This window comes from Bacteroides sp. HF-4919 (assembly GCF_018860125.1).
Map to the genome: position 1 here is coordinate 16,916 of NZ_JAHKNF010000008.1, position 24,234 is coordinate 41,149.

The window sequence follows — 24,234 nt, forward strand, 5'->3', positions numbered from 1 at the left end:
TATGAAACATCTGATTCTTCTTTCCCTGTTTTTCTGCTCTGTATCTTGCAGCAGCAATGCACAAGAACAGCCCGTCCCTGTCCCGGCGCCCGATACGATATCTGCGCAGAAGATTACACTCCTCTTTGCAGGCGACTTAATGCAGCATCAGGCACAGATAGATGCAGCCCGGACCACCAAGGGATACGACTACACGGACTACTTTAAACTGGTAAAAGAAGAAATCAGTAAAGCAGACATTGCCATCGGCAATCTGGAGGTAACCCTCGGAGGAAAACCTTACCGGGGTTATCCCGCTTTCAGTGCTCCCGACGAATATCTGTCCGCCATAAAAGACGCCGGCTTCGATGTATTGATAACCGCCAATAATCATTGTCTCGACCGAGGCAAAAAAGGGCTGGAACGAACCATCCTGATGCTGGATTCGCTACAAATTCCTTATGCCGGAACTTACACTGACAGTACGGCCCGCGCTTCACGCTATCCACTATTGTTGGAACAGAACGGCTTTCGGATTGCCCTGCTCAACTATACATACGGCACCAACGGCATTAAAGTTTCTCACCCAAACATAGTCAACTACATCGACAAGGCTGTCATGACACGGGACATTGAAGCTGCTAAGGCTCTGCATCCGGATGTATTGATTGCCTGCATGCACTGGGGGATCGAATATCAGTCACTGCCCAATAAGGAGCAGACCTCCCTGGCCGACTGGCTACTTAGTCAAGGAGTCACCCATGTGATCGGCTCCCACCCCCATGTAGTGCAACCCATGGAGCTGCGGACCGATACTCTCACCGGTCGGCAGAATGTAGTCCTCTACTCTTTAGGCAATTTTATTTCGAACATGTCTGCCCGTAAAACAGACGGCGGACTGCTCTTTAAACTCGAATTAATGAAAGACAGCACGGGCATATCTGTCAGTAATTGCGGATATGGTCTGGTATGGACGGCACGCCCCATACTCTCCAAAAAGAAAAATTACGTTTTATATCCCGCAAGTATTCCGACAGACTCTTTATCGGCAGAAGAACGTAACCGCCTGAAAATCTTTATTAATGACACGCGTGAACTCTTCCGCAAGCATAACCGCGGAATTAATGAATACATTTTTTGAAGAAAAAAGTTCGCGAAATGTTTGCAGATTTAAAAAGAATCGCTACCTTTGCATCGCATTTGAGAGAGATGCTAACATGGTGGATGTAGTTCAGTTGGTTAGAGCGTCAGATTGTGGTTCTGAATGTCGCCGGTTCGAGTCCGGTCTTCCACCCAACAAAGAAGAGGAAATTCAATAATGAATTTCCTCTTCTTTGTTATATATCAGGCTTTCCAGAAAATTATGAGGCTGTGTCGAAACTCTTTTCACCACAGAGTATCACAGAGTTTTTTTTACTAATAATCAGTAACTTAAAAACACCTCTGTGTTACTCTGTGTCCTCTGTGGTGAGTTATGACACACCCTCATATAGTCATTAAAATGAAATATATTTTATCATGCCGCATTTAAAAACGCGGCATGACAAACTTATCATCAGGAGATGTAAAGGACAATCCCGGAACAGAACGACGCATATCTTTATAGGCATGTTCTTTAATCAGTGAATAATCTGTAGCATCCAGGGCATAGTAATAATCATCTTTATCTGTCGATAACTTTACAGTCCAATCAAACATATTTCCAAAGATGGTCAACTCATCTTTTGCCGGATCGAAACCGGGGAGAGCTGATTTCACCAAACTTCCATCACTATTGATAACATAAAAATGATGCTTGCTATCAACCATATACCCCAAAGTCCGGCGACTACGGAACTCAGTAATAAACACATATTCCGGCAAGACTCCTTCAGGCAACTGAATAGCTTTCACATACGGACGTCCCTTGGTGCACTTCAGATGGAACAGTTTATGGTTGGCATCTAAAACCAGATATCCCTCATCATAGTCTTTACGGGTAGTCGGATTGCCCGAAGCATAGCTTGCGGGAAAAGCAAACCCTTTCTGAACCAGCATATCCGTAAACAATTTGCTCTTCGCCTCATCTATACGATTCGTCTCCATACGAATAAATTCCATACCTTTATCGGTAAAACGGAATGCATCTTCGGGCATTTTTAAATCCACCCGTTTGGACATGGACTCCATCAGGAAATAAAGTCCTGTCTGGGGAGCATTGATGGCTGACGGCACACTCTTGAAAGTAAAGTTTGTCAATTGAATATCTTTCGGACTAACCGCCTTGCCACAAATGGTATCAGGGAAACGTTCGTCCGCCGTAAGCTGGCGTACATAGAGAGAAGGCAATAAACTGTCCACCTGCTGCTGTGTATATGTATTGCCTTTTGTATCATAGCGGTAAAGTTGCTTATTCTCATCCAGTTGTGTAATAACAAAATCACCAAGTACGGAACTATACATAGTAAAAGGAGCTTTGACAGGCTTCAATGTGAGAAAAGCATAGCACCAAGGCAACTGCCATACAAGCAGGACAGCCACAGTAACATAAAAAAATATTTTGCTGAATCGAATCATGTTTGTTTGATTTTTTAGTAATAAACATTCAGTTAGTCTTGCTTACCGGCCTTGAACCGTACCACAGAAATCCACGAAAGAGAAGCGATAAGCAGCGTATAAAGTGTCAGCCAGGGCAAGAAACTGTTATAAGCCTCCGCTCCCGGAGCCAGAAAGTAGACACGGAAAATCAATGCCGCAATAATCAGATTCAAAACCCTGCGTTTCCATGTGGGCTCCAGGCAAATCCATGAAACAAGCAGATAACCGGCAAATCCGGCAAGGAACCATGGAGCTGCAGATAATAAGATACGCTGCACCAACTCACTTGTAAAATGTTGTGGCAGATAAACTCCCATAATAATAAAACTCATAGCAAAACAGGTAACCAGTGCAAGTACACCATAAGCTAACATCGACATGACCATCTTCTTCTGTGAATAAGGCAAATGCAAAGTAAGTTTCAAACACTTACGTTGCATCTCGGGAAAAAACTGTACGGCAGCAAGCAAGATACCGATAAGTAAAGGGACAAATTGCAACAAATCAATAAATATAGCATCCTTCTGAACCATTACCACCCATAAATGATCGATTCCCTGTATGGCAATGGTGCGGCCAATACGAAGCATGGAATATCCTGTGATTCCTATCATAAAAAGAGTTGCCAGCAACAAATACCAACGCGTTTTTATCCACTCTTTATAAAATATGGCTTGTATCATATTTCTTCTATTTATTTACATATTAATACTTTCCGGTAAGACCGATAAAGGCATCTTCCAGACTTACATTTTCGTGCTGCAAACCAGTAAAGGGAACTTGACTTTCCTTCAATAGTTTCTCCACATCCATGGGAGGCAAAAAAGAATACGTCTCCAAGGTCTGACGGATGACAGCCGGATGATAGCAAGTTTCCGGCAACTGAGGCTGATAACCCTCGGGCACAGCACAAGTATATCTTCTCAGCTCTTTCATCAACGTTTCAATAGGTTGTTGAATAAGGATAGAGCCATAATCCATAATAATACAATCATCAATCAACCGCTCCATATCCTGAATAATATGGGAAGTCAGGAAAACAGTCTTGTTCTCGGAACGGGCATAGTCACGCAAATAATCCACAAAAAGGCGGCGATAACCCGGATCAAGTCCTAAAGAGAAATCATCCAGAATCAACAACTCCGGATTTTGTGCCAGGATCAGTCCCAATGCCACTTGCGAACGCTGTCCGTTCGACATTCTTGAGATACGTTGCCCCGGAGCTACCTTCAGTTTATTCATCAAGTCATAATAAGCCTCCTTTTTCCATTGTCCCGGATAAAAAGAAGCATAAAACTTTTCTATCTGTGTGATATTCATAAACTGATATTGAACATGACCTTCCAGCAATAAGCCGATATTCCTGCGTAAAGCAGGGTCCATGGTCTGAATGTTCTCACCAAAGATGCGACATTCGCCCGAACGTGGCTGAAGATAACCGCTCAATATATTAATGGTTGTCGTTTTCCCTGTGCCATTTTTACCCAACAATCCCAAGATACGCCCTTGAGGTACTTCAAAACTCAAGTTCTCATAAATTTTACGTTGACCGTAATAATGAGTCAGGTTCTTACATTCTATAATTGCACTCATGCTTTATAAATCATTTTTCGTTTGTTATTAGAAACACGTCAGGAAAAGAATAGGAATCAGAATACCGGCCACCAACTCGACTCCCCCTCTGCCCCACAATCCTTTAGGACCTTTTATCATCACCATACCGCTGACAGTGATAATAATCAGACAGACAGCAAAGGCATCGGCAAACCAAGTCCACCACTTGCCCGGATTGAAATGGAGTTGTACCATGGAAGAGATCAGCGGACGGCGCTTCACCCCCTCGTAGACAGCATCTTTTGTCCGGGTATTAATCACCAGACTTGAACCTCCTTTCAGAAAAACCTTAATCCGATCCGGTTTCGGATAATAATATTTAGTAAAATTTCCGGCTTCGTCCAGTGGTTCCAACAAAGCCAAAATCATCTTCTCATTGACTTTATTCTTGTCCGACAGGTCCTCTGTTATTTTATATTCCGTTCGTGTCACTGTATAATGGGGATTTATGCTATCCCTATGGTTCATTACGATACCCGAAATAGCATAAATCAAAATCATTCCTGCAAAGAAGAAAGACAGATCACGGTGGATAATCCGGCTCCATTTGCGGAATGCAGCACCTTTATTCTGCGATCTCATAAGAACTGGCTTCCATATAGTAGAATGACAGATAATCTTTTCCGGTAGCAGCTTTTCTTTCTGCTATCTTTGCGCGAAAGTCTGCAATACGGGCTTCAGGAGTGTTGGCTGTTTCGCCGCGTGCTTTTTTTTCCGAATCACATCCGGCAGCAGTTTCTCCATGAGATTTTTCGGTCTGGGCTTTCAGTTTAGCTTCCCAGTTTTGCAAGTAAGCTTCATCTACCCGCTGTTCCTTTAACGTTCCGGTCACTGTGACAATGGCATTGATACATTTGGTGTCAAACGAACCCAAAGGTCCGGCTTCCACACGAATCGTTTTAGTATCATCACTGCCCATCAGGAATATTTTTGTAGCTCCGTGCTTGCAGGTATGTGTGCAGATTCCTTCTATAGTCACCTCCCGGTTAGCCAGTGAATCGGCATGCGCCAGCAGGTTATCGACGCTCAATGCCGCCGGAGCCGCCTGCTCCGTTTTTTCGGACTGACTCTGTTTGTTACTGTTTCCACAAGAAGTAGTAGTTACTAAAGCTGCCATTAAGGTTGCAGCGACCATAAACTTAATTTTCATATGCTAACTGTTTTTATTTTTTCAGAAAAAGATGCCCAGTGAACAAGCGGCATACTGGGCCGTTCCGCATTTTTTATAATATGCAGTCTGCCATTGAACAGACAAAGACAGGTTATACTGTTTCATGATAGGATAATCCCCTTGCAGACGAATCCCTACCATACTGTAGCTATCAGATAAATAGTCAATATTCGCCAACAAAGTCTGGGCGGAAGACTTCGCGGCATCCAATCCCGGTAAAGAATATTCAGCCGATAAATTGGCATAATATCCACCGTTAGCTTCTGCGGTCAATCGCAGTTGCCTCTTCTGATACTGCAAACGGGCACGCAAAGAACTCTCCAGAGCAGACAGGTGAACAAACCGGGATACGGCGTTGTAATCCGTCTCCAACCGATGGTAGATTATGTTTGGAACAATTGCTCCTCCCCATACACCTTTATCGGTCAAAAGCTTCTCCCACAAACCACTTACGGCAATCCGACTATTCGTGACCTTCATTCCCGGAGATGTGCTGATTAATGCTCCATAGGAGCTTCCGCCCGCCTCTCCGTAAATATTCTCCGTTCCTTTACGGACTGTATAGCCTGCATCCAGTTTCACTGCAAGGTGTTCTGCCTGCTGAAGTTCCCGCATCCAAGTCACGTTCCCTTTCAAATCAGTCGTATTCAATTCCAGCAAAGTGAGATTATTGGCATTGCTCAATTTCTTGTCCATCGACATACGGTCAATTGAGACTGTGGCCGATATCCCCTTCTCCGTATCAGCCGGCAGAATGCCTATGCTTCCTCCCCACCGGGTGCCTTGATGCTTCGTTCCGGTCTGGTTTCCGGCAAAACGCACATAATCCATGCCCAATCCCAACATATGGTATACCGAAGTGGAACCTTTATCTGCAAGGAATGAAATCTCACTTTTCTGTTGATAAAGCCGGAAATCTGCGGAAACTCCCAAACGATATGTCCCCAGACGATATCCTGCTCCCAAAGCCAAAGAGAGATCGGAAGCTGTATTACGCGGACGCGGATCTTTATCCCGATAATTATGAGACGCCCTGTAACCACCGGTGATTCCCCACGTCCAGGAACCCGACTCACTGGCGTAACCTCCATTGAAATAATAAGTTTCTCCTTTCAGGAAACCGCCAATGGAATCACCGGTCACGTAAGGAGCGATCAGTTTCCAGTCTATATTCTCATTCCATAACACATTCTCCTGCTTCTCACTTCTGTATCCTGCTGAACCGAATACACGATCACGTTCCGAAAGAATGACGAAGGAGTTGACATCTACCCCGATACGGGTATCCTTATCACCTTCCTGTTTCAAAGATGCTTTTCCTTTATCATGATAAGCTCCATTTACGTCCAGCCTTGTCCATGTATACGGAGTATAGTAATAATAAAGTGCCGGATTCCGCCATACCTCACCACGAAATCCGGTCGCGAATGAAGCGGTACGGATCACCTTATCGGACAGGGAGAGTGTGTCGGCAGTCTGCCCGAAGGCTTCCTGCCGACTCTCCACAAATAAAGCAATCAGCAACGTAATGATAATTCGGATTCGCATCATGAATAATAAAGATTTATATATCAATAGGATGGATTCAATTATTTGTTAAACAGGCTCGGAGTAGCCGCAGGTGTGAAATCAACAGTAGAGTTATTTGTATCCTGCAATACTTCCCGATCACCATCCTTATAGGCAGCTTTACGCATTACGCACTTTCCGATGTTTTCTGCAACGGTATTGTTCACACCAATATAAGTATGCCCCATATCCAACCCGGTAGAGGTAACATTCCACTGCCATTCATTGGAAGCACCTACATTTACAGCATCAATCACCCATTCATTGGGGAACTTATATTTGCTTTGCGGCTTACTGGCTGTTCCATTTTGCATGATATACGTATAGTTGTATGCATAGTCTGAAATATACTTTTCTTTAGTCATGCCTTTGGGTAATCTGCCGATAGCATAGGCGCGATTTCCCTGTTTATTCAACACCCAGATAGTTTTGGAATAACAATAATAAACATCCAGATTGGGAACAGCCGGATTATCCACATCTTGCTTCGATTCAATATACCACTCAAAATTGGCTTTACTTAAATCTATAGAATTCGGATTAGCCTCTTTATGATTGATCGCATTGTCACAAAGGATAAAGGACTCTCCCGGTTGTACCGGATAATCTGTTCCGCTGCCCGGCACCGCTACAACAGAGCCTACCGCAATAGCTTCATTCATAATATCCGGATCTACCGACTGATATTTCTGGGTAGTTTGGAATTGTGATTCCATAAATATCAATCCATCCGCATACAAAACTTTATCCGAGTTATTATAGATACGTACATACTGGTCGCCATTATATTGCTTGCCTGCTTCATTATAGGTTCCGGGAATAAATATCTCGGCAATCACAAAATCGGGGTCACCTGTATTGAGTACATGAACTTTCAGTTCCAACTTGTATGACCCTCCGGATACGGCCACATTCTGTTGCACTCCCTGTACATCGACTTCCACCGGAGTTCCATTCAGTGAGTAAGTTCCCTTACCAATGAAAGTTACATTATACAACCCGTCCGCCAATTCAATACTTTGAGCCGGATAGGCAATGTCTGTCTTGACAGATGTATTTACATTTTCAAAAGTATAGGTCCCACCGGTCAGTTGCAGACCCTCGATGGTTGTATCTACAGTAGTGGTAATACCTACAGTGGATATGCTCACTTTATCATCATCACTACATGCGGTAAATCCCAGCATTGTCGCAAAAAGGATTGCGATTGTCAATTGATTCTTTTTCATCTTCATTTCTATTTTGTTTTATTATTCATTTACTAAAAAGTCAAGTTCATTTCCATGCCGAAATAAGGCGATTCGGACGTTCTCCGTTGCAGTACGCCCCGTAACGTATAATCAGGATAAATACCCAAAAGCCGGTTTACATAAAAAGCCAGATTCAGATACTTACCGATCCGTTTACTCGCCTTCAGATTGATATCCATATAAAAAGGCACAGTAGTACGCTCAAAATAAGTGGCTGAATATTTCTCCACCAGATGCTGTAACTGAATATTGTTTTTATCTTCTTCACGAAACGGATGCGTTTCACCGGATTGATCGATATAGCTTACCGGCACGCCGTTATTCCACAAGTTCCGTCTGTTGGTATACCAAGTGCATTGTGCCGACGTGGAGAAAGTAAGCCCCAAACGCTGTATATAGGTATCAAACATAAAGTTCGTATTGAATGCCTGGCTTTCTGTTCCGTTGTCCCCATTATACAACCCCACATATTTCAACTGTTTGTTGTCCAACAATATAGAAGAGGCCTTATATTTGGGAGAGTCCGAATTATAAACTGTCTTTATCCAGGCTCCATACATAGTGACGCGGGTCTTGAGCGATTCGATTCGTTTGGAAGCGAACTGAAACTCCACTCCTTCTTTACGCACCTTCATTACATTGCCTTGTGTGGAATACACATCCAGATTATATTCATTTGCATAAGTCAACTGAGAAAGTTGGGGAGGAGCCGTCAAAGCTGAGCCGTCGATACTTGCAGGATCATATAGCTTATACGCCAATGATTTATAATAAGTGATATCATCAAAAGCATTGTTCATCCGTTCGCGGAAATAAGTCATCGACAGACGGTTTCCCTTATAGCTGACGTCGGCCCGCACTTCCCATTTCATGTTACGTGCCGGTTCCAACTGATAGTTTGTATTATCCCATTTATACGTCATCATATTGATACGGCGATAATCCGGGTTAGTATGGTAATAATTCAGCTGGATCAAGTCTACATACTTAAAATCCGGATATAGCTGTGCGGTGGTCGGCATACGGCTGATCCAGCCCAAACCTCCCGAAAAGGCAACATTCCATCCGTTTGATACCGGCAAACTCCATTGCAAGTCCAGACGGAGATCGGGATATATCTTACCCTGCATCTTATATTTAGTGTCCAGCCCCAATAAGGACTGCAAGCGGATACCGGCCGTAAAAGCCAATTTATGTCTATTTACAGGAAGATTCAACACCTCCTCGGCATAGAAGGCGAAAGGTTGCAGCCCCGGTATGTCCTTAAAACAGCGCGGACGTGTACTCAAACTTTCACTGATGGGTCGTGTCACATCGAATACCTGGCCTTCTCCCAAATTCTTCTGATAATTCCATTCCACCCCTATATTCATTGCATTTTGCAGCATCCCCAGTGGAAAAGCCAATTGCGTACGGGCAGAAGCCGTAACATATAAAGGTTTACCGTCAATCTCCATCTGCGCCACATAATTATAGGGCAGATAGATGCCATCAGATTCTCCGGTCTCTGTCTGAGTAGCAATAGCGGCCGGACGATTCAGAGACACAGATTTCGTTTCACGCATCTTCTCCCACTGCCAACTGACAGAAGTTGCCGCGCTAATCTCACGAATCCACGAATGGTTAGGGAATTTCAGGTTCCATTTTCCTGCCATCTTCAAACTGCTGAAGTCTGATTTATAAGAGTCCTCCTTTACGGTTGCATCTTTATCCCGCTTCGCATCATCAAACGATCCGGTATAGTCGGTACTGATATTCCAATGAATATTATGTTCATTCCATAACCATTTTCCATCCAGACGGGTGGAGGCTGTGAGACGGGTATAGTTTTTCACGCTGTTGCGCGGATCTATTTTTGAATCCAGATAGCTCAAATCGGCATTCAAAACATAACGTCCGTTCCCGTCCAACCGGAATCCTTTGCCCACTGAAAACAGTTTGCTGGTCTTATCAGCCTTGAAGCGTGCAGATAACGGACTTTCGCTGGTTTTACGCTGGATAATCACAGCGCCGTTTGCCACGTTACCATAAGCTACAGAGGGAATACCACGAATGATCTCCACCTTTTCAATATTATCAGTCGGAATGGTACGCATATCCAGTCCCTTTGACATCGTACTCGTCGCATTTACAGCAGAAGTGCTACTCGGCATATACTGCAGATTGGCATCCGTATTCTGAAAAATACCATCAATGTAAAATCCAACTCCCAATGAAGAGATATCTTCCGTCTTACCCGTTTCACGTATACGAATCAGATTGGCCTGTCCCATCTGAGGATCAGCCGATTTTCCTCCGGGTATCAGTTCCATCAAATCACTGAAACTGCTGGGTTGAAGATGTTTCATGGCAGTACGGTCGACTATGGAAGCACTGGTAGCACGCTTTGATTCGGAAGCAGTCACTACCACTTCGTTCAACGCCATGTTTGAGGGCTTTAAATGAAAGATTTCTGAAGTATTTCCAAGCACTTTAATCTCTTTTTCGGTAGAATCATACCCTAAATAAGATACGACGATCCGATAGGTCCCGGGCTTGATATGAAGAAGTTCAAAATGTCCGTTTGCATCTGTTATTCCGCCATAAGCAAACTGTTTCTCCACAAACAACTGAATGGTGGCATAATCCAATGCTTTATGAGTTTGTTCATCCAATACAGTACCCCGGAATACAAACGTCTGCCCCCACGCACGAGACACATTACAGCAAATTATAAATAAAAAAAGTATATATGCAATTTTACGAATCATCTCACCTTCTATTAGCTCGCAAAAGTACAATATACCCACAGCGGGGACAATACCAAAATTTAGGTATAATATTGTATCTATATGCAAACATAATACCTACATTTAGTTGTTTTACCTAATCTTTATCAATGCAAAATCACTTTTGATGAAATCCTTCCATTACAGGATTACCATTCTGGTATTAGTTATGACTCATTTTTATTTACTGTCCTAATCTTCCTCCAAACACGTTTATATATAGATAACATCCGGTCAAATGCGGGACGTTCCTATTTCGGCTTACCTCACAGGAATCTTGATCCAATATATACCCCTATGAAATAACAATATATGAAACGCCCCTTAACAATATATGTAATCGGAATAACATATATTGTTAAGGGGCGTTTCGTGTATTCTACCCGACAGGTAGGATACAAAGTGTTTAAAGTCTGTTCAGGTGATTCTTACCTGTCGACCGCACACTCGGATTTCCTTTGTATGAAATTTCACCGCTTCCTTGAATATTAGTCACAAGTGTCTTTGTAGCTACACAGGTAATATCTCCGGAACCGTTGACACGGGCTGTTACATTCTCTGCATCCAACTTACGCGCATTAAGTTCTCCCGACCTGCTCAGCACCAGTGTGGCATCGCGGGTAGAACCGGACAGAGTCATATCACCCGAACCGGCCAATTGTGCAGCTACATTATTGGCACGGATACCCAATACATCCATATCACCCGATCCGCTCAATTTTGCCGTTACGGTCGATGTGGTATAAGCACTTCTTACTTTCAGATCACCTGATCCCTGAAGCATTGCACTGATTTCGCTCCCGGTAACACCGACAACATTCAAGTCACCCGAACCCTGCAAAGTCAGACTCACACTTTTAGCACGAATCTGTCCTTTCACATCAATATCTCCGGAACCTTTCAACAAAGCAGAAAAATCACCATTGCATGTTACATCTCCCGCAACGATGTCTCCCGAACCGGCCAATGATACCTCAAGTTCTTCTGCCTTCAGATTACCTAAATAGATATCGCCCGACCCCTGAAGGAAAGCACTTCTTAAAGACGGACTGGAAACCAGGACTTTCAGCCGTCCCGCTTTACCATAAGAAATATTAGTATGTGGCTTCATATTCACTATCAGCGTACTTCCTTCTACCCGGCATTCTATCAAATCAACCAGATTGTCCGATCCTGTAACCTGAACCTTGGTTCCTCCCGACGACTGTGTGTATTCAATGGTCGGACTTCCTTTCAGCTGAATCCGGTCGAATCCCGACACTTTAACGTTCTTCGTTATGTATTTACCACTTGCCACAATCGCTCCTTGGGCACTTACCAACGTTGCCGACATCAACAAAGACAGAAAAAGAAATGCACTGATCCCTCTCTTACGAATTGTTTTCATATTCATTCTATTTTTTGATTATAGCTATTAGACGTAACAAGTATCCGGAACGTTGCACAGAAACCTGTATTTCTTGCAAAAAAACGGATGGTTGCTTTCCTTAATACAGTTCCAAACCGAACTCTTCCTTCAGTTGCAACAATGCGCTGTTCTTTTGTGCCATCATCTGGAATTTTTCCACACGGCTGACGGCACGTACATTCTCCGTCGCTTCGCTGACACGAACGGTCATTGTCACTTTGCGGTTCTTTAATGAACCACGCAAATATGCTTGTATGTTGGGAATCAGTGCCGTGAAATCTTTCGCAATGATTTCATTGTCTACCACCACCTCAAAAGTCGTATCATTGAGCAATGACAGACGCATGTTCTGCATACGCATGGCAATCGCTTTCTGTTCTATCGGCATACGTCCGGCGTATTCCTGCCAGTAATAATTCAAATCGCGTTCATTGAAGATGAAATCTTCTTCAATCTGCTGTGTTTGCACCTGGACAGTATGGACCGCTCCCGATCCCTGCTGCTCTTCCTCCTTCTGAGGATGCTTGATGGAAAGTCCGAGACTGGATTTCTTCATCACAGGAATCTTCTTTTCTTCTTTAAACTGCGCCATCCGTACCGCATCGGGCATAGCTCCCGGTGGAGAAACCGCTCCGCCCGGACGTATGTTGACAGCCGGAGAGGCAGTGGCTTGCTGGGGCGCAACCTGCGGAGCAGCAGGTGCAGCGACATTCGTACTCTGAGATTGCGAAGCGGCAGGTGCTACCTGAGGCTGCTGTGCAGCGGCAGGTTGCGTGAAGACGGGTTTTATGGCTTGTTTAGGGCCACGCCCACCACTGCCGTCATCCCCCTCAACGGTAAGCTGAGCAACCTGTATCAAGGTCAGTTCCACCAACAGACGTTTATTTTTGCTGGCGCGATAGTTCATATCACAATCGTTGCAAAGTTTCATGGCCCGGTACAGGAACGGCAATGTGCACTTCTGTGCCTGCTCCTGATAACGTTGGCGGATACTGGCACCTACCTCAAGCAACTGGAGTGTAGCAGCATCTTTGCTCACCAACAAATCACGGAAGTGTGATGAAAGTCCGGTGATGAAATGGCTACCGTCGAATCCTTTGTTCAGTACATCGTTGAACAATAGTAAAGCATCACTTACCTTATTTTCAAGGAAGCAGTCTGTCAGGCGGAAATAGTATTCATAATCCAGCACATTAAGATTCTCAATCACACTCTTGTAGGTGATATTACCTCCGGTGAAACTTACTACCTGGTCGAAAATGGAAAGTGCATCACGCATACCTCCATCCGCTTTGAGCGCAATCACGTTCAAGGCTTCAGGTTCGGCTGTGATTCCTTCTTTCGATGCCACATAAGACAGATGATTCACGGTATCATCCACACTGATACGGTTAAAATCGTAAATCTGACAACGCGACAAAATGGTGGGAAGGATTTTATGCTTCTCCGTTGTAGCCAAAATGAAAATGGCATGGCGGGGAGGTTCTTCCAATGTCTTCAGAAAGGCGTTGAAAGCCGAGGCCGACAGCATGTGTACCTCGTCAATGATATACACTTTATACTTACCTATCTGTGGCGGAATACGCACCTGTTCCACCAGTTGGCGGATATCGTCTACCGAGTTGTTGGACGCCGCATCCAGTTCATGAATGTTGTACGAGCGTTGCTCGTTGAAAGCGACACACGACTCACATTCGTTGCAGGCTTCGCCATCTGCCGTAAGATTCATACAGTTGATGGTCTTGGCAAAAATACGTGCACAAGTAGTTTTACCCACTCCGCGCGGTCCGCAGAACAGATAAGCATGCGCCAGTTTCTGGGTGGCGATAGCATTTTTCAGTGTAGTGGTCAGTGCCCGTTGCCCCACGACCGACTCAAAGGTGGAAGGACGATACTTACGGGCGGATACGATATAGTTTTCCATATTCCGGATGATCTCTGTTTTTTGAGTTTGTGCAAATGTACGCAAAAAAGTGCAAGGAGAAAAAAGGAAGCGGAATAAGTTTTAGAGCGGAAATGCTACGTTTTAAGTTATTAGTTTTATCTTTGCATCTGGAATTAATGAGAAAATCATGGGCAAATTAATCACAATCTGGGAGTTTATAGGCAGACATAAATACTGGATCACCGTCTTGGCATTCGGAGTCATCATCGGCTTTCTGGACGAAAACAGTATGATCCGCCGCATCGGCTATGCACGCGAAATCAGCCGCTTGCAGGGAGAGATTGATAAATACCGCGCAGAGTATGAAGAAAACACGGAGCGCCTCAACGAGTTGAGCACCAATCCTGAAGCCATCGAACAGATAGCGCGCGAAAAATATCTGATGAAAAAGCCCAACGAAGACATTTACGTATTTGACGAGAACGAATGAAACAACTGATACCCGCACTTTTCGCCGTAGGCGCCGTGATGGCTCTCGTAGGAGCTGCCGTCTTTATCACCGGATGGGTGTATGCACCTTATATATATACCATCGGGGCAGGCTTTGTGGCATTGGCCCAGGTCAACACTCCGCTCCGGGCAAAAAGCAAAACGCTCCGCCGACTGCGCATTCAACAGATATTCGGTGCACTGGCATTGATACTGACAGGTGCATTCATGTTCACCACACGCGGCAACGAATGGATTGCCTGCCTCACCATAGCAGCTATATTGGAACTTTATACAGCTTTTCGCATTCCGCAGGAAGAGGAGAAAGAGCTCTCTAAATAAAAAAGAGCTCCCCTTTTTCAAAGTTTCCTCTCTACCTTCCACTTGCATCAGCAATTGAAACCGAATGATACACTACTTTAAATGAATAACCATCGTAGTGTCCCGTTCGAGTTCAAAACAGCATTTTTCAAACGAAGGAGCTCCCAAGACTCCTTCGGCATCATTGCTGAACCCGAACTTTTCCAAAGGACGCCCGAATGCACCGGTATCCAACTTCCCGTTTTCATTTTCATCCTGAAAGAGGGAAATGGCATAAGTACCGGCAGGAATTCCCTTACAGGGTATCTCTATCGTCCGGTCCTTCACTCCTACCCGAAAACCGAAAACAGGCTTCTTCATAAAGGTCTGTTTGGAAAAATAGATAGCCACGTAAACAGATCCGTCCACATGCTCCACGTCTTTGACAATCAATGTCAGATTCTGACCCGCTACGGACACACTCGTTAGTACTGCAAACAGCAAAATAATCATTGTCTTCATAATGGTAAATATTTAAAAATTAGAAACATCATAAGCTACTTTCTTACCTAAAGTGATATAAACTCCCAGATAGAAGAAACGGTCACTGGAAGCACGGACGGCCTGTCCGTTAATCCGTCCATATTCGTTCTTACGCCCCGTCAGATTAGTGGCAGAGGCATGTACGATAACCTTCTTACTCGCCAGCACAGTGATACCCAAATCGAGAGAATGGCAGGGTTTTACTTCATCATTCATCAACCCCGGCAGTTCCGGATTATGATAAGGACGCCCACTTGCCAACCGGTCGGTCACGCTGAAGATGGTTCGCAGACGGGGAACACTGTATTTCAGTACCAATGACACATTATGACGGGTAGCGTATTGCGGAACGGTCAGTTCAGTATATTCCCGGTATTTCCGTTTTGAAAGATTATAAGAATAGGACAAACGGTATTCAAAATTCTTCCATAGGGCATTGTCACAAAAATATAGGTCAACGCCTTTACTATGTCCGTATCCATCGGGAACCATACCTTGGGGAACAGACAATTCCAGCCTTTTATAATTTTTGTAATAAAACTCCGCTTTGTAAAATCGCCCGCTCTGTTCGTATTGGAGACTGAAGAGAGTCTGCCTACAGATATTAGAGGGCAAAGCAGTGTTTTTTATCAGGTATTTATTTCCCGGTAATTGAGTGTATTGTCCTGCCACAACCGAGATTGACAAACGATTCCACGCATAACTGACAGCAGCTCTGGGAGACCAGTTCATCCGCCGGTTCAATGAAACATACTCCGGACGGAAAGACAGTTCTGTTTTGAAGTGTTCCGACAGATAAAAAATGGACGAAAGAAATCCTGCACAGATCGTGGGGTACATACGGTTTTCATCATAGAGCAACTCAAACCGATAATAATCCCGATATGACCGGATAAAAGTTTCAACTCCCGCATCCAGACGTAGCCAAGGAGTAAATTGCCGGAAGGACCTGACTTTCAAATGAAGTTCCTGCTGCCGCTCACTCCATGCATCCCCGCCTGTCACTGCACCTCCCACTCGCCGGTCATAAAAAGAATACGCAGCCCCGAAAAACCAATTCCAACCGGAAGCGGCACGTTTGCGGAAGGTAGTGTTCAGATAAACATTATTTTCACTCAAAGCGAAAAGATGACGGTCTGCATCTGCATAATTCGAAAAGGAAGTACGGTCATACCCTGCATATAATTTGAATACAGTCCTTTCATCCGGCGTGTACCGATATTGGGCAGCACCGGAAAACATACCGTATGGCTGCTTGAAATCAGTCCGGGAAGGATAAACCCGATAATAAGGTGACAGATTCTGATAATCGAGATTCAGCGAAAGTGAAGAGTGCCCGAAAGCCCGCGTACCACCTCCTCCCAATCCGACGGTAGAAACATTCATTCCCAGTTTATTGACCGTACTATGGTCCTTGGTTTCCAGAGGAAGTACAGCAGACAAGGCCTCTCCATACTCCTGTGACTGTCCGCCGGAAGCCAGATTGACACCACTGAACATAAAAGTGGAATAGCGTCCTCGTGCAGGAGTATCCGCTCCGGTTGTAGTATAAGGATTCAACACATGCATGCCGTCTATATAGGTTTGTGTTTCGTTACTGCTCCCGCCACGCACCAACAGACGACCGCTTTCACCCTGAATTTGAGCCCCCGGAAGGGTTTGCAAAGCCCGATATAAATCTCCGTTAGCTCCTCCTACCGTTACCAGATCGACCGGTCGCAAATCGCTCCAGCGGCTGTTAGCCCTGGGAGTTTTATGTGCTTTGACGACTACCTCGTCCAACAATATACTATCACCTAAAGTCGTGAAAAAAATGGTATCCGTAGTTACGTTTTGGGCTACGAGTGAAACCGGGAGAAGCATCAAGCTTCCAATCACTGTTACATAGAATCTCTTCATTGTGGTCTGTTTGCTAACATTTTCACCGGCAAACATAAAGGATCGGTTCCAAGCAAAAAAATATCCGGGACAGACAGCCCGGATATGTGACAAGCAGCTCGTCCTATGTGACGAACTGCATCTTTTTGTGACCAACGGTTATTTGCCGACTATAGTTTCCATCAACTCTTTAACCTGTTTGGAATAGGCCCGTGATACAGGTATCTCTTCCGGATAACCTTCCAAAAGCAAACGGTAGCCCTGTGAGTTTCCACTAACCTTTACCACCTTACGGAGATTGACCAGAAAAGCACGGTGGCACTTCACCACCAACGGAGACCCACCGGTTACTTCCTCCGCCTGCTTCATGGTCGTCCGCAACAGACACTGCATATTTCTGCCTCCTTTCTGATAGTTCACCCGGATATAGTTTCCATCGGACTCTATATACAACAAGTCCTTAGAGTCCAATTCCATAGATTCCCTGGTACCGCCCTGGAACGAAAGCAAAGAAACTATTTCAGTTGTTTCTACAGATTCCATCGCAGATACCGACCGCTGTAAATGGAGGTTCATCTCCGTCGCTTCCTCTAAATGGATAGCCAACAACCTGTTTTGATTCAATAAAATGAAAAGTACTGTAGGGAAAAGTCCGATAACCAAAGTGAACAATGCAAAAACACAAAAGACATCCCAACGCAGCCCCCAGCCAAAAACAAATGTTGAATAAAGCCAGTTACCGACAGCAATAAATAAGATTACCATCAACAGATTGACTATCTGTTTCCATACAGTCCACCCCTCTTCTTTGTAAAACTCCGGAAACAGACAGGCAAAAAGATACACGGGGATGCTCAGAAATACTGCTGTCACACCCATAAAGCCCAAAAGTATCCAAAACTTATGCCCCTCAATGCCCGATATTCCGAAAGGCTGTAAAACCAGTAATATAAGGAATACGACCAACGAAGAAATCAATACCACCTTCCATCTTTGATACACAACCGGATAAGGACTTTGCAGGTGTCTTCGTATTTTTTCACTCCAATGATTTCTCATTTGTATTCTGTTTTTCACTCTTGTTGCAAAATAATATAAAATATCGAACGGACAGCTATAAATCGAGAGATAATCTTAAAGACAAAAAGAGGCAATCCTCTTCAGAATTGCCTCTCCTATTTCATAATATGATAAACCGGATTTTACTTCTTACCCACAGGAGCATATCTTGCGTTAAGTCCGTCTACAATTTCTTTTGTGATGTTCAGTGTGCTGTCGGCATACAACAGATTATCAAAACTGGTATTGCTGATAATCAGGTTATAACCTTTAGTCTTATTGTATTCTTTCAGGAAAGCATTGATAGAGTCACGCAGAATCTGGCTGTTTTTAGCATTTTCAGATGCCATTTCGGTAGCCAGTTTGTTTTGCAATGCCTGCAAATCCTGCTCCAATTTACCTAAGCGTGCATATTCCTGTTGTGCTCTTTCCGGAGAAATAAAAGCATTGCTTTCATATTTCTTCTGGAATTCCTGCTGTGATTTACGCAGTTCGTTAGCTTTTTGATTTAATACCATACGGCTGTTCTCTTCCTTACTGATCATATCAGCATTCAGATCTTTGCAGAAATTATATTGAGACAACAATGTATCTACTTCTACATAAGCGATTTTCAGACCAGAAGTGGCATTTGCATTTCCGGAAGCAGCAGGAGCAGCAGCATTGTCGGCTTTACCAGCGCATTGTGAAAAAAGAAAGAGGAATGCAAGAGCAGCAAATCCGTTAATGAGGTAATTCATTCTCTTCATACTTGTAAAATATAGTTTTTTAATTAATTAGTTCATACTATCGTTTAAGGTTTTCTCAATTTCATCAATAGAAAAGCGCCGTTTCTTTTGTGCTTCCCGATCTTGAGACTGTGCACAACTTATGCCTCTCTCCCTTAACGCTTTATTGCCGCTGACGTGCCCGTTGGGAAATTTTCCGCCTTTTGTAAAGAAGACTTTTATGCCTAATAAACCAAGGCAAATAGCAACTATTAACAGAGTTATCAGTATTGTATAGAGCATTTCTATTAATTTTGTGGGTGCAAATATAGACTTTTGTACTGACTAAGCCTCCTTTTTTACCATAAAAAAAGAGAAACGGGTTCAAAATTCGCAAGCAAATTAACCATATTTAGCAATAAGGGGTTAAAATTGAATTTTTAATTCCATAAAAAGAAAAGAGAATGGAAAAATCAGAACTGAAACCGGCCGGCGTATTTCACTTCTTCAACGAAATCTGCCAGGTGCCCCGTCCTTCAAAGAAGGAAGAAAAGATAATCGCTTATTTAAAAGCGTTCGGAGAAAAATATAATTTAGAGACAAAAGTGGACGAAGCCGGTAATGTACTTATCAAGAAGCCGGCTACTCCGGGTAAAGAAAACCTGAAGACAGTGATCTTGCAATCACACGTAGACATGGTGTGCGAAAAGAATAACGATACGGAGCATGACTTCCTGACCGACCCTATCGAAACGGAGATTGACGGGGAATGGATGAAGGCAAAAGGAACAACTCTGGGGGCTGACAACGGTATCGGTGTAGCTACTGAGTTGGCCATTCTGGCCGACGACAGCATTGAGCACGGTCCTCTCGAATGTCTGTTCACTGTAGATGAAGAGACAGGTCTGACCGGTGCTTTTGCCCTGAAAGAGGGGTTCATGAACGGGGAAATCCTATTAAACCTCGACTCGGAAGATGAAGGTGAACTTTTCATCGGTTGTGCAGGTGGTATCGACTCGGTTGCCCAATTCAAATACGAAACGGTGATGACACCCATCAGCCACCTTTGCTTCCATATCACCGTGAAAGGTCTGAAAGGCGGGCATTCCGGTGGAGATATCCATCTGGGACGCGGCAATGCCAACAAGATTCTGAATCGCTTCCTGTACCTGATGCAGAATACTTATCAGGAAGACTTCTTCCTCTTCGAATTCAATGGAGGTAACCTGCGAAATGCCATTCCGCGTGAAGCTTCAGCTGTATTCTCCGTACCGGAACATTATAAGCACGATGTGCGCACAGCCTTGAATGTCTTTATTGCAGAAATAGAAGACGAACTTCATAAGCTAGAACCGGATCTGAGTATTCTTCTTGAAACGGAACCTCGTCGTGACTGGGCTATCGACCCAAGTACAGCCTATCGCCTGATCACTTCGTTGTATGCCTGCCCACACGGAGTTTATGCCATGAGCCATGACATCCCGGGTCTGGTGGAAACATCGACCAATCTGGCATCTGTCAAGATGAAACCGGAAAATACTATCCGTATCGAAACCAGCCAGCGCAGTTCCATTCTTTCTTCACGCGACGATGTAGCCAACACTGTACGTGCAGTATTTACTTTGGCAGGCGCGCAAGTGACTTGGGGTGACGGATATCCCGGATGGAAACCCAACCCGAACTCGGAAATCCTGAAAGTAGCTGAAGAGTCATATAAACGTCTGTTCGGTGTAGATGCCAAAGTAAAAGCAATTCACGCCGGACTGGAATGTGGTTTATTCCTTGATAAATATCCTGCATTGGACATGATTTCCTTCGGTCCTACATTGACAGGAGTCCACTCTCCGGACGAACGGATGCATATTCCTTCAGTAGATAAATTCTGGAAGCATCTGTTGGATGTATTGGCACATATTCCGGCAAAGAACTAAATCAATTTCACCACAGAGGACACAAAGAAGAATTCACTTGATAATTCTAAAATTAAAAATCTGTGTGCTCTGTGGTGAATCAAAACGAGAACTAAAATCTATGCTCCGTCTTTTCTTTTTATTGCTGATTTCCTCCACTTCACTTTTTCTTTCTGCACAAAATCAGCCTCCTTTTCGTGTCGTCTTTTGGAATACCGAAAACTTCTTCGATACCCGGCACGATTCACTCAAAAATGACAGGGAGTTTCTGCCCCATTCACTCCGGCATTGGGGCTATAGCCGATATAAAAAGAAGATAGATAATGTGGCCCGCACTCTTGCAGCAGTCGGAGAATGGAACTTTCCGGTATTGATAGGATTGTGTGAAGTGGAAAATGATACGGTTATGCGCGATCTCACGCTTTATTCTCCGCTTAAGGAGGCAGATTATCGTTATGTGATGACACACTCTCCTGACCAGCGCGGTATCGACGTAGCACTGCTTTACCAACGCGACCGGTTCAAACTCCTTACCTGTTCTTCCATCCCTGTCGGCAATTTTGAGAATCATCGTCCGACAAGGGATATCCTGCACGTCAGCGGATTATTGCTGACAGGTGATACACTGGATGTATTAGTGGCACATCTACCCTCCCGCTCGGGCGGAGCACGTCAATCAGAACCTTATCGCCTTTTTGCGGCACAAAAACTGAAAAATGCGGCAGACAGCCTAATGTGTGTCCGCCGTTCTGCCAAATTGATTATTATGGGAGATTTTAATGATTATCCCACTGACAAATCTGTAAAACAAGTCCTGAAAGCCCTTTCTCCCGAAGAGAATCCTGACCATAAACAACTGTACCACTTACTGGCGCGAAAAGCCAAGAACCGTAACTTCGGTTCCTATAAATATCAGGGTGAATGGGGATTGCTGGATCACCTGATTGTATCCGGTACACTGCTTGATACTTCCGGTACGCTTTTTACCGAGGAAAAAAAGGCAAGCGTACTGCGCTTGCCTTTCCTTCTGATAAAAGATGAAAAATACGGAGGCATGCAGCCTTTCCGCACCTACATCGGAATGAAATACCAGGGAGGATACAGTGATCACTTACCTGTATATACCGATTTCGAAACCAATCAATCCGAATATTGATATACCTTCAGTTCAAACTTGGGTACCATAGCAAAAAAATGATCGAAAATATCGGATTGGATACGTTCATATTCTTTCCAAACCTTGTTACGGGAAAAGAAATAAATCTGAATAGGTACCCCGTATTCAGTAGCTTCCTTCTGGCTGATAATCAGGTCGAGATCCTGATTTACCACAGGCAAACTGCAAAGATAACGTTCTACGTATACCCTGAATACTTGCGAATTTGTAGGCACCACTCCTTCCTCCGGCTGATAATCTGCCAACAGAGGTATCTCTTTGCGAAAGGTATCAAGCATTTCGGGGGTGCAGAACTTCAAAGTTGTCAGATCAAGAAAAATGCTCTTCATCACCCGCCGTCCTCCGGATTCCGTCATTCCCCGCCAGTTCTGGAACGAGCCGTTCACCAAAGAATAGGGAGGAACGGTAGAAATAGTATTATCGAAATTCTGAATCTTAACGGTATTCAATGTAATCTCTTCCACAATGCCGTTTGCATTGGTTGAAGGGATGGTCACCCAGTCACCGGGACGTATCATATCGTTGGCAGACAACTGAATGCCTGCCACAAACCCCAGAATGCTATCTTTAAAGACCAACATCAGAATAGCGGCAGAAGCCCCCAACCCGGCGAACAGCGTAGCAGGAGATTTATCGACAATTATGGAGACAATCACAATGCCGCCAATAAAGAAGACAAGAACCTGTAATACCTGAATAAAGCCTTTCATCGGACGATTCTTCAACTTTTCTTTTCCATTGAGTATATCCAGCAACATCAGCAGACTGCTGTTGAGAGCCAGTAACAAGGCAAAGATCATATAGATAACACAAATTTTCTGCGAAACCAGCAACAAAGTCTTTCCGTGTACAAATGCCATAGGCAAAAGCATATACATCAGAATACCCGGCAGAATATGGATCAGGTGGTGAATCACTTTATGTTTGACCATCAATGTATCCCATTTATAAGGAGTCCGCCGTGCCAGACGCTTTATTCCACCCACAAAAATGGCCTGGCAAAGATAATCCAGTCCGACCGCAATAAAAATCATCAGGATGGCAATAATCGTTTCATCAAAGGTATTCGCTATTTTCGGGTCCACTCCCCAACCTATAAGGATTTTATTCATCCAACTTCCTAAATCTATCATAACTATCGTCTTTATTTTAACATGTTCACTTTATCAAAATAACATCTGAATGGGCTTTAGGTTTAGCCCAAATAAAAAAGGCTGTATTGAAAAACGGTATTTTCAATACAGCCAGCTTCATCTGTTACCAGAAATCCTTATCCATTTACCTTTTTATAATCTTCCAGAAATTTCTTCAGCCCGGCATCTGTCAACGGATGATTCAGCAGCCCCTTAATGGCACTCAACGGGCAAGTCGCCACATCGGCACCGGCTTCCACACATTCCATAATATGCTTGGTGCTACGGATGGAGGCCGCCAACACCTGAGTAGGATAATTGTAGAAACGGTACATCCGCACAATATCGGCAACCAGTCCGACACCATCTTCACAAATGTCATCCAGGCGTCCTACGAAAGGAGAAACATACGTAGCTCCCGCTTTGGCAGCCAGCAAAGCCTGACCGGCAGAAAAGACCAGCGTACAGTTGGTGCGAATGCCCTGTTCGGAAAAGTGCTTGATGGCTTTGATGCCGTCGGCAATGCAGGGCACCTTCACCACAATGTGGGGATTGAGGGCTGCCAGCTCTTTTCCTTCCCGAATCATTCCTTCGTAATCAGTAGCGATCACTTCGGCACTGACATCGCCTTGCACGATGTTACATATCTCCACGTAATGCTTCCGCTGGTTCCCGACTCCTTTTATCCCCTCTTTAGCCATCAGAGAAGGATTAGTCGTTACTCCGTCCAAGACTCCCAAATCGTGTGCTTCCCGGATTTGCTCCAAGTTAGCCGTATCAATAAAGAATTTCATACCTAATAGTGTTTAATATCTTA

Annotated in this window: 22 protein-coding genes and 1 tRNA gene; 6 read left to right on the forward strand and 17 right to left on the reverse strand. The window is 44.2% G+C overall.

What is annotated here, in order from left to right; all coding sequences use genetic code 11:
- Window position 1: 1 nt before the first annotated feature.
- Window positions 2-1,120, forward strand: a complete 1,119-nt coding sequence (locus KO473_RS14360; RefSeq protein WP_005780417.1) for a CapA family protein — start codon at window positions 2-4, stop codon at window positions 1,118-1,120.
- 78 nt (window positions 1,121-1,198) lie between these two features.
- Window positions 1,199-1,274: transfer RNA gene (locus tag KO473_RS14365), tRNA-His, on the forward strand.
- A gap of 232 nt (window positions 1,275-1,506) precedes the next feature.
- On the opposite strand, the gene KO473_RS14370 is transcribed toward KO473_RS14365, so the two are convergent.
- From KO473_RS14370 to KO473_RS14415, 10 genes are all read right to left on the reverse strand, one after another.
- On the reverse strand, window positions 1,507-2,535 hold the full coding sequence (locus KO473_RS14370; protein WP_005780419.1) for a DUF4857 domain-containing protein: 1,029 nt from the start codon (window positions 2,533-2,535) through the stop codon (window positions 1,507-1,509).
- Window positions 2,536-2,567: 32 nt separating this feature from the next.
- Window positions 2,568-3,239 carry a hypothetical protein gene (locus tag KO473_RS14375; protein ID WP_005807545.1) on the reverse strand — a complete coding sequence of 224 codons (672 nt, stop codon included), beginning with the start codon at window positions 3,237-3,239 and terminating at the stop codon, window positions 2,568-2,570.
- Between the two features lie 22 nt (window positions 3,240-3,261).
- Window positions 3,262-4,149, reverse strand: a complete 888-nt coding sequence (locus KO473_RS14380; RefSeq protein ID WP_005780422.1) for an ABC transporter ATP-binding protein — start codon at window positions 4,147-4,149, stop codon at window positions 3,262-3,264.
- Between the two features lie 27 nt (window positions 4,150-4,176).
- Complete coding sequence (locus KO473_RS14385) at window positions 4,177-4,752, reverse strand: PepSY-associated TM helix domain-containing protein (protein ID WP_005807549.1); 576 nt, start codon at window positions 4,750-4,752, stop codon at window positions 4,177-4,179.
- Window positions 4,736-5,320, reverse strand: coding sequence for a hypothetical protein (locus KO473_RS14390; protein ID WP_005807551.1), 585 nt, complete (start codon window positions 5,318-5,320; stop codon window positions 4,736-4,738). Before KO473_RS14390 ends, KO473_RS14385 begins: the two co-directional genes overlap by 17 nt.
- Window positions 5,321-5,341: 21 nt before the next feature.
- Window positions 5,342-6,892, reverse strand: a complete 1,551-nt coding sequence (locus KO473_RS14395) for a DUF6850 family outer membrane beta-barrel protein (RefSeq protein WP_181996016.1) — start codon at window positions 6,890-6,892, stop codon at window positions 5,342-5,344.
- A 38-nt stretch (window positions 6,893-6,930) separates the two neighbouring features.
- Window positions 6,931-8,145: a DUF4876 domain-containing protein gene (locus KO473_RS14400; RefSeq protein WP_005821116.1), complete on the reverse strand. Its 1,215-nt coding sequence runs from the start codon at window positions 8,143-8,145 to the stop codon at window positions 6,931-6,933.
- Window positions 8,146-8,171: 26 nt separating this feature from the next.
- Window positions 8,172-10,910 (reverse strand): carboxypeptidase-like regulatory domain-containing protein, encoded by a 2,739-nt coding sequence (locus KO473_RS14405; RefSeq protein ID WP_032537528.1) that lies wholly within the window; start codon window positions 10,908-10,910, stop codon window positions 8,172-8,174.
- 424 nt (window positions 10,911-11,334) lie between these two features.
- On the reverse strand, window positions 11,335-12,315 hold the full coding sequence (locus KO473_RS14410) for a head GIN domain-containing protein (RefSeq protein WP_032537668.1): 981 nt from the start codon (window positions 12,313-12,315) through the stop codon (window positions 11,335-11,337).
- 100 nt (window positions 12,316-12,415) lie between these two features.
- A complete protein-coding gene (locus KO473_RS14415; protein WP_005821122.1) occupies window positions 12,416-14,260 on the reverse strand; it encodes a DNA polymerase III subunit gamma/tau in 1,845 nt (614 codons plus the stop codon).
- A gap of 148 nt (window positions 14,261-14,408) precedes the next feature.
- Here KO473_RS14415 and KO473_RS14420 point away from each other — a divergent pair, with 148 nt between their 5' ends.
- Together KO473_RS14420 and KO473_RS14425 are read left to right on the forward strand one after the other, a co-directional pair.
- Window positions 14,409-14,711 (forward strand): septum formation initiator family protein, encoded by a 303-nt coding sequence (locus KO473_RS14420; protein ID WP_005807565.1) that lies wholly within the window; start codon window positions 14,409-14,411, stop codon window positions 14,709-14,711.
- Window positions 14,708-15,052, forward strand: a complete 345-nt coding sequence (locus KO473_RS14425) for a hypothetical protein (protein WP_005807567.1) — start codon at window positions 14,708-14,710, stop codon at window positions 15,050-15,052. Before KO473_RS14420 ends, KO473_RS14425 begins: the two co-directional genes overlap by 4 nt.
- Before the next feature lie 72 nt (window positions 15,053-15,124).
- Here KO473_RS14425 and KO473_RS14430 read toward each other — a convergent pair whose 3' ends face one another.
- The 5 genes from KO473_RS14430 to KO473_RS14450 form a co-directional block, all read right to left on the reverse strand.
- Window positions 15,125-15,532: a DUF2141 domain-containing protein gene (locus tag KO473_RS14430; protein ID WP_005780516.1), complete on the reverse strand. Its 408-nt coding sequence runs from the start codon at window positions 15,530-15,532 to the stop codon at window positions 15,125-15,127.
- A 12-nt stretch (window positions 15,533-15,544) separates the two neighbouring features.
- Window positions 15,545-17,488: a TonB-dependent siderophore receptor gene (locus KO473_RS14435; protein WP_005821123.1), complete on the reverse strand. Its 1,944-nt coding sequence runs from the start codon at window positions 17,486-17,488 to the stop codon at window positions 15,545-15,547.
- Between the two features lie 102 nt (window positions 17,489-17,590).
- Window positions 17,591-18,490, reverse strand: coding sequence for a LytTR family DNA-binding domain-containing protein (locus KO473_RS14440; protein WP_122130169.1), 900 nt, complete (start codon window positions 18,488-18,490; stop codon window positions 17,591-17,593).
- 143 nt (window positions 18,491-18,633) lie between these two features.
- Entirely contained in the window at window positions 18,634-19,239 is a 606-nt protein-coding gene (locus KO473_RS14445) for an OmpH family outer membrane protein (protein ID WP_005780522.1), read from the reverse strand.
- 27 nt (window positions 19,240-19,266) lie between these two features.
- Window positions 19,267-19,500: a hypothetical protein gene (locus tag KO473_RS14450; protein ID WP_005807575.1), complete on the reverse strand. Its 234-nt coding sequence runs from the start codon at window positions 19,498-19,500 to the stop codon at window positions 19,267-19,269.
- 161 nt (window positions 19,501-19,661) lie between these two features.
- Between KO473_RS14450 and KO473_RS14455 the strand changes: the two genes are divergently transcribed.
- The gene (locus KO473_RS14455) at window positions 19,662-21,128 is read left to right on the forward strand and encodes an aminoacyl-histidine dipeptidase (RefSeq protein ID WP_005821127.1); all 1,467 of its coding nucleotides are present in this window, start codon (window positions 19,662-19,664) and stop codon (window positions 21,126-21,128) included.
- 100 nt (window positions 21,129-21,228) lie between these two features.
- Window positions 21,229-22,263 carry an endonuclease/exonuclease/phosphatase family protein gene (locus KO473_RS14460; RefSeq protein ID WP_032531690.1) on the forward strand — a complete coding sequence of 345 codons (1,035 nt, stop codon included), beginning with the start codon at window positions 21,229-21,231 and terminating at the stop codon, window positions 22,261-22,263.
- Here the strand turns inward: KO473_RS14460 and KO473_RS14465 are convergent.
- Both KO473_RS14465 and fsa read right to left on the reverse strand, forming a co-directional pair.
- The gene (locus tag KO473_RS14465) at window positions 22,248-23,417 is read right to left on the reverse strand and encodes a mechanosensitive ion channel family protein (RefSeq protein ID WP_005780530.1); all 1,170 of its coding nucleotides are present in this window, start codon (window positions 23,415-23,417) and stop codon (window positions 22,248-22,250) included. The two genes, KO473_RS14460 and KO473_RS14465, sit on opposite strands and share 16 nt — an antisense overlap.
- A 137-nt stretch (window positions 23,418-23,554) precedes the next feature.
- A complete protein-coding gene (gene fsa / locus KO473_RS14470; protein ID WP_005780531.1) occupies window positions 23,555-24,211 on the reverse strand; it encodes a fructose-6-phosphate aldolase in 657 nt (218 codons plus the stop codon).
- Window positions 24,212-24,234 lie beyond the last annotated feature (23 nt).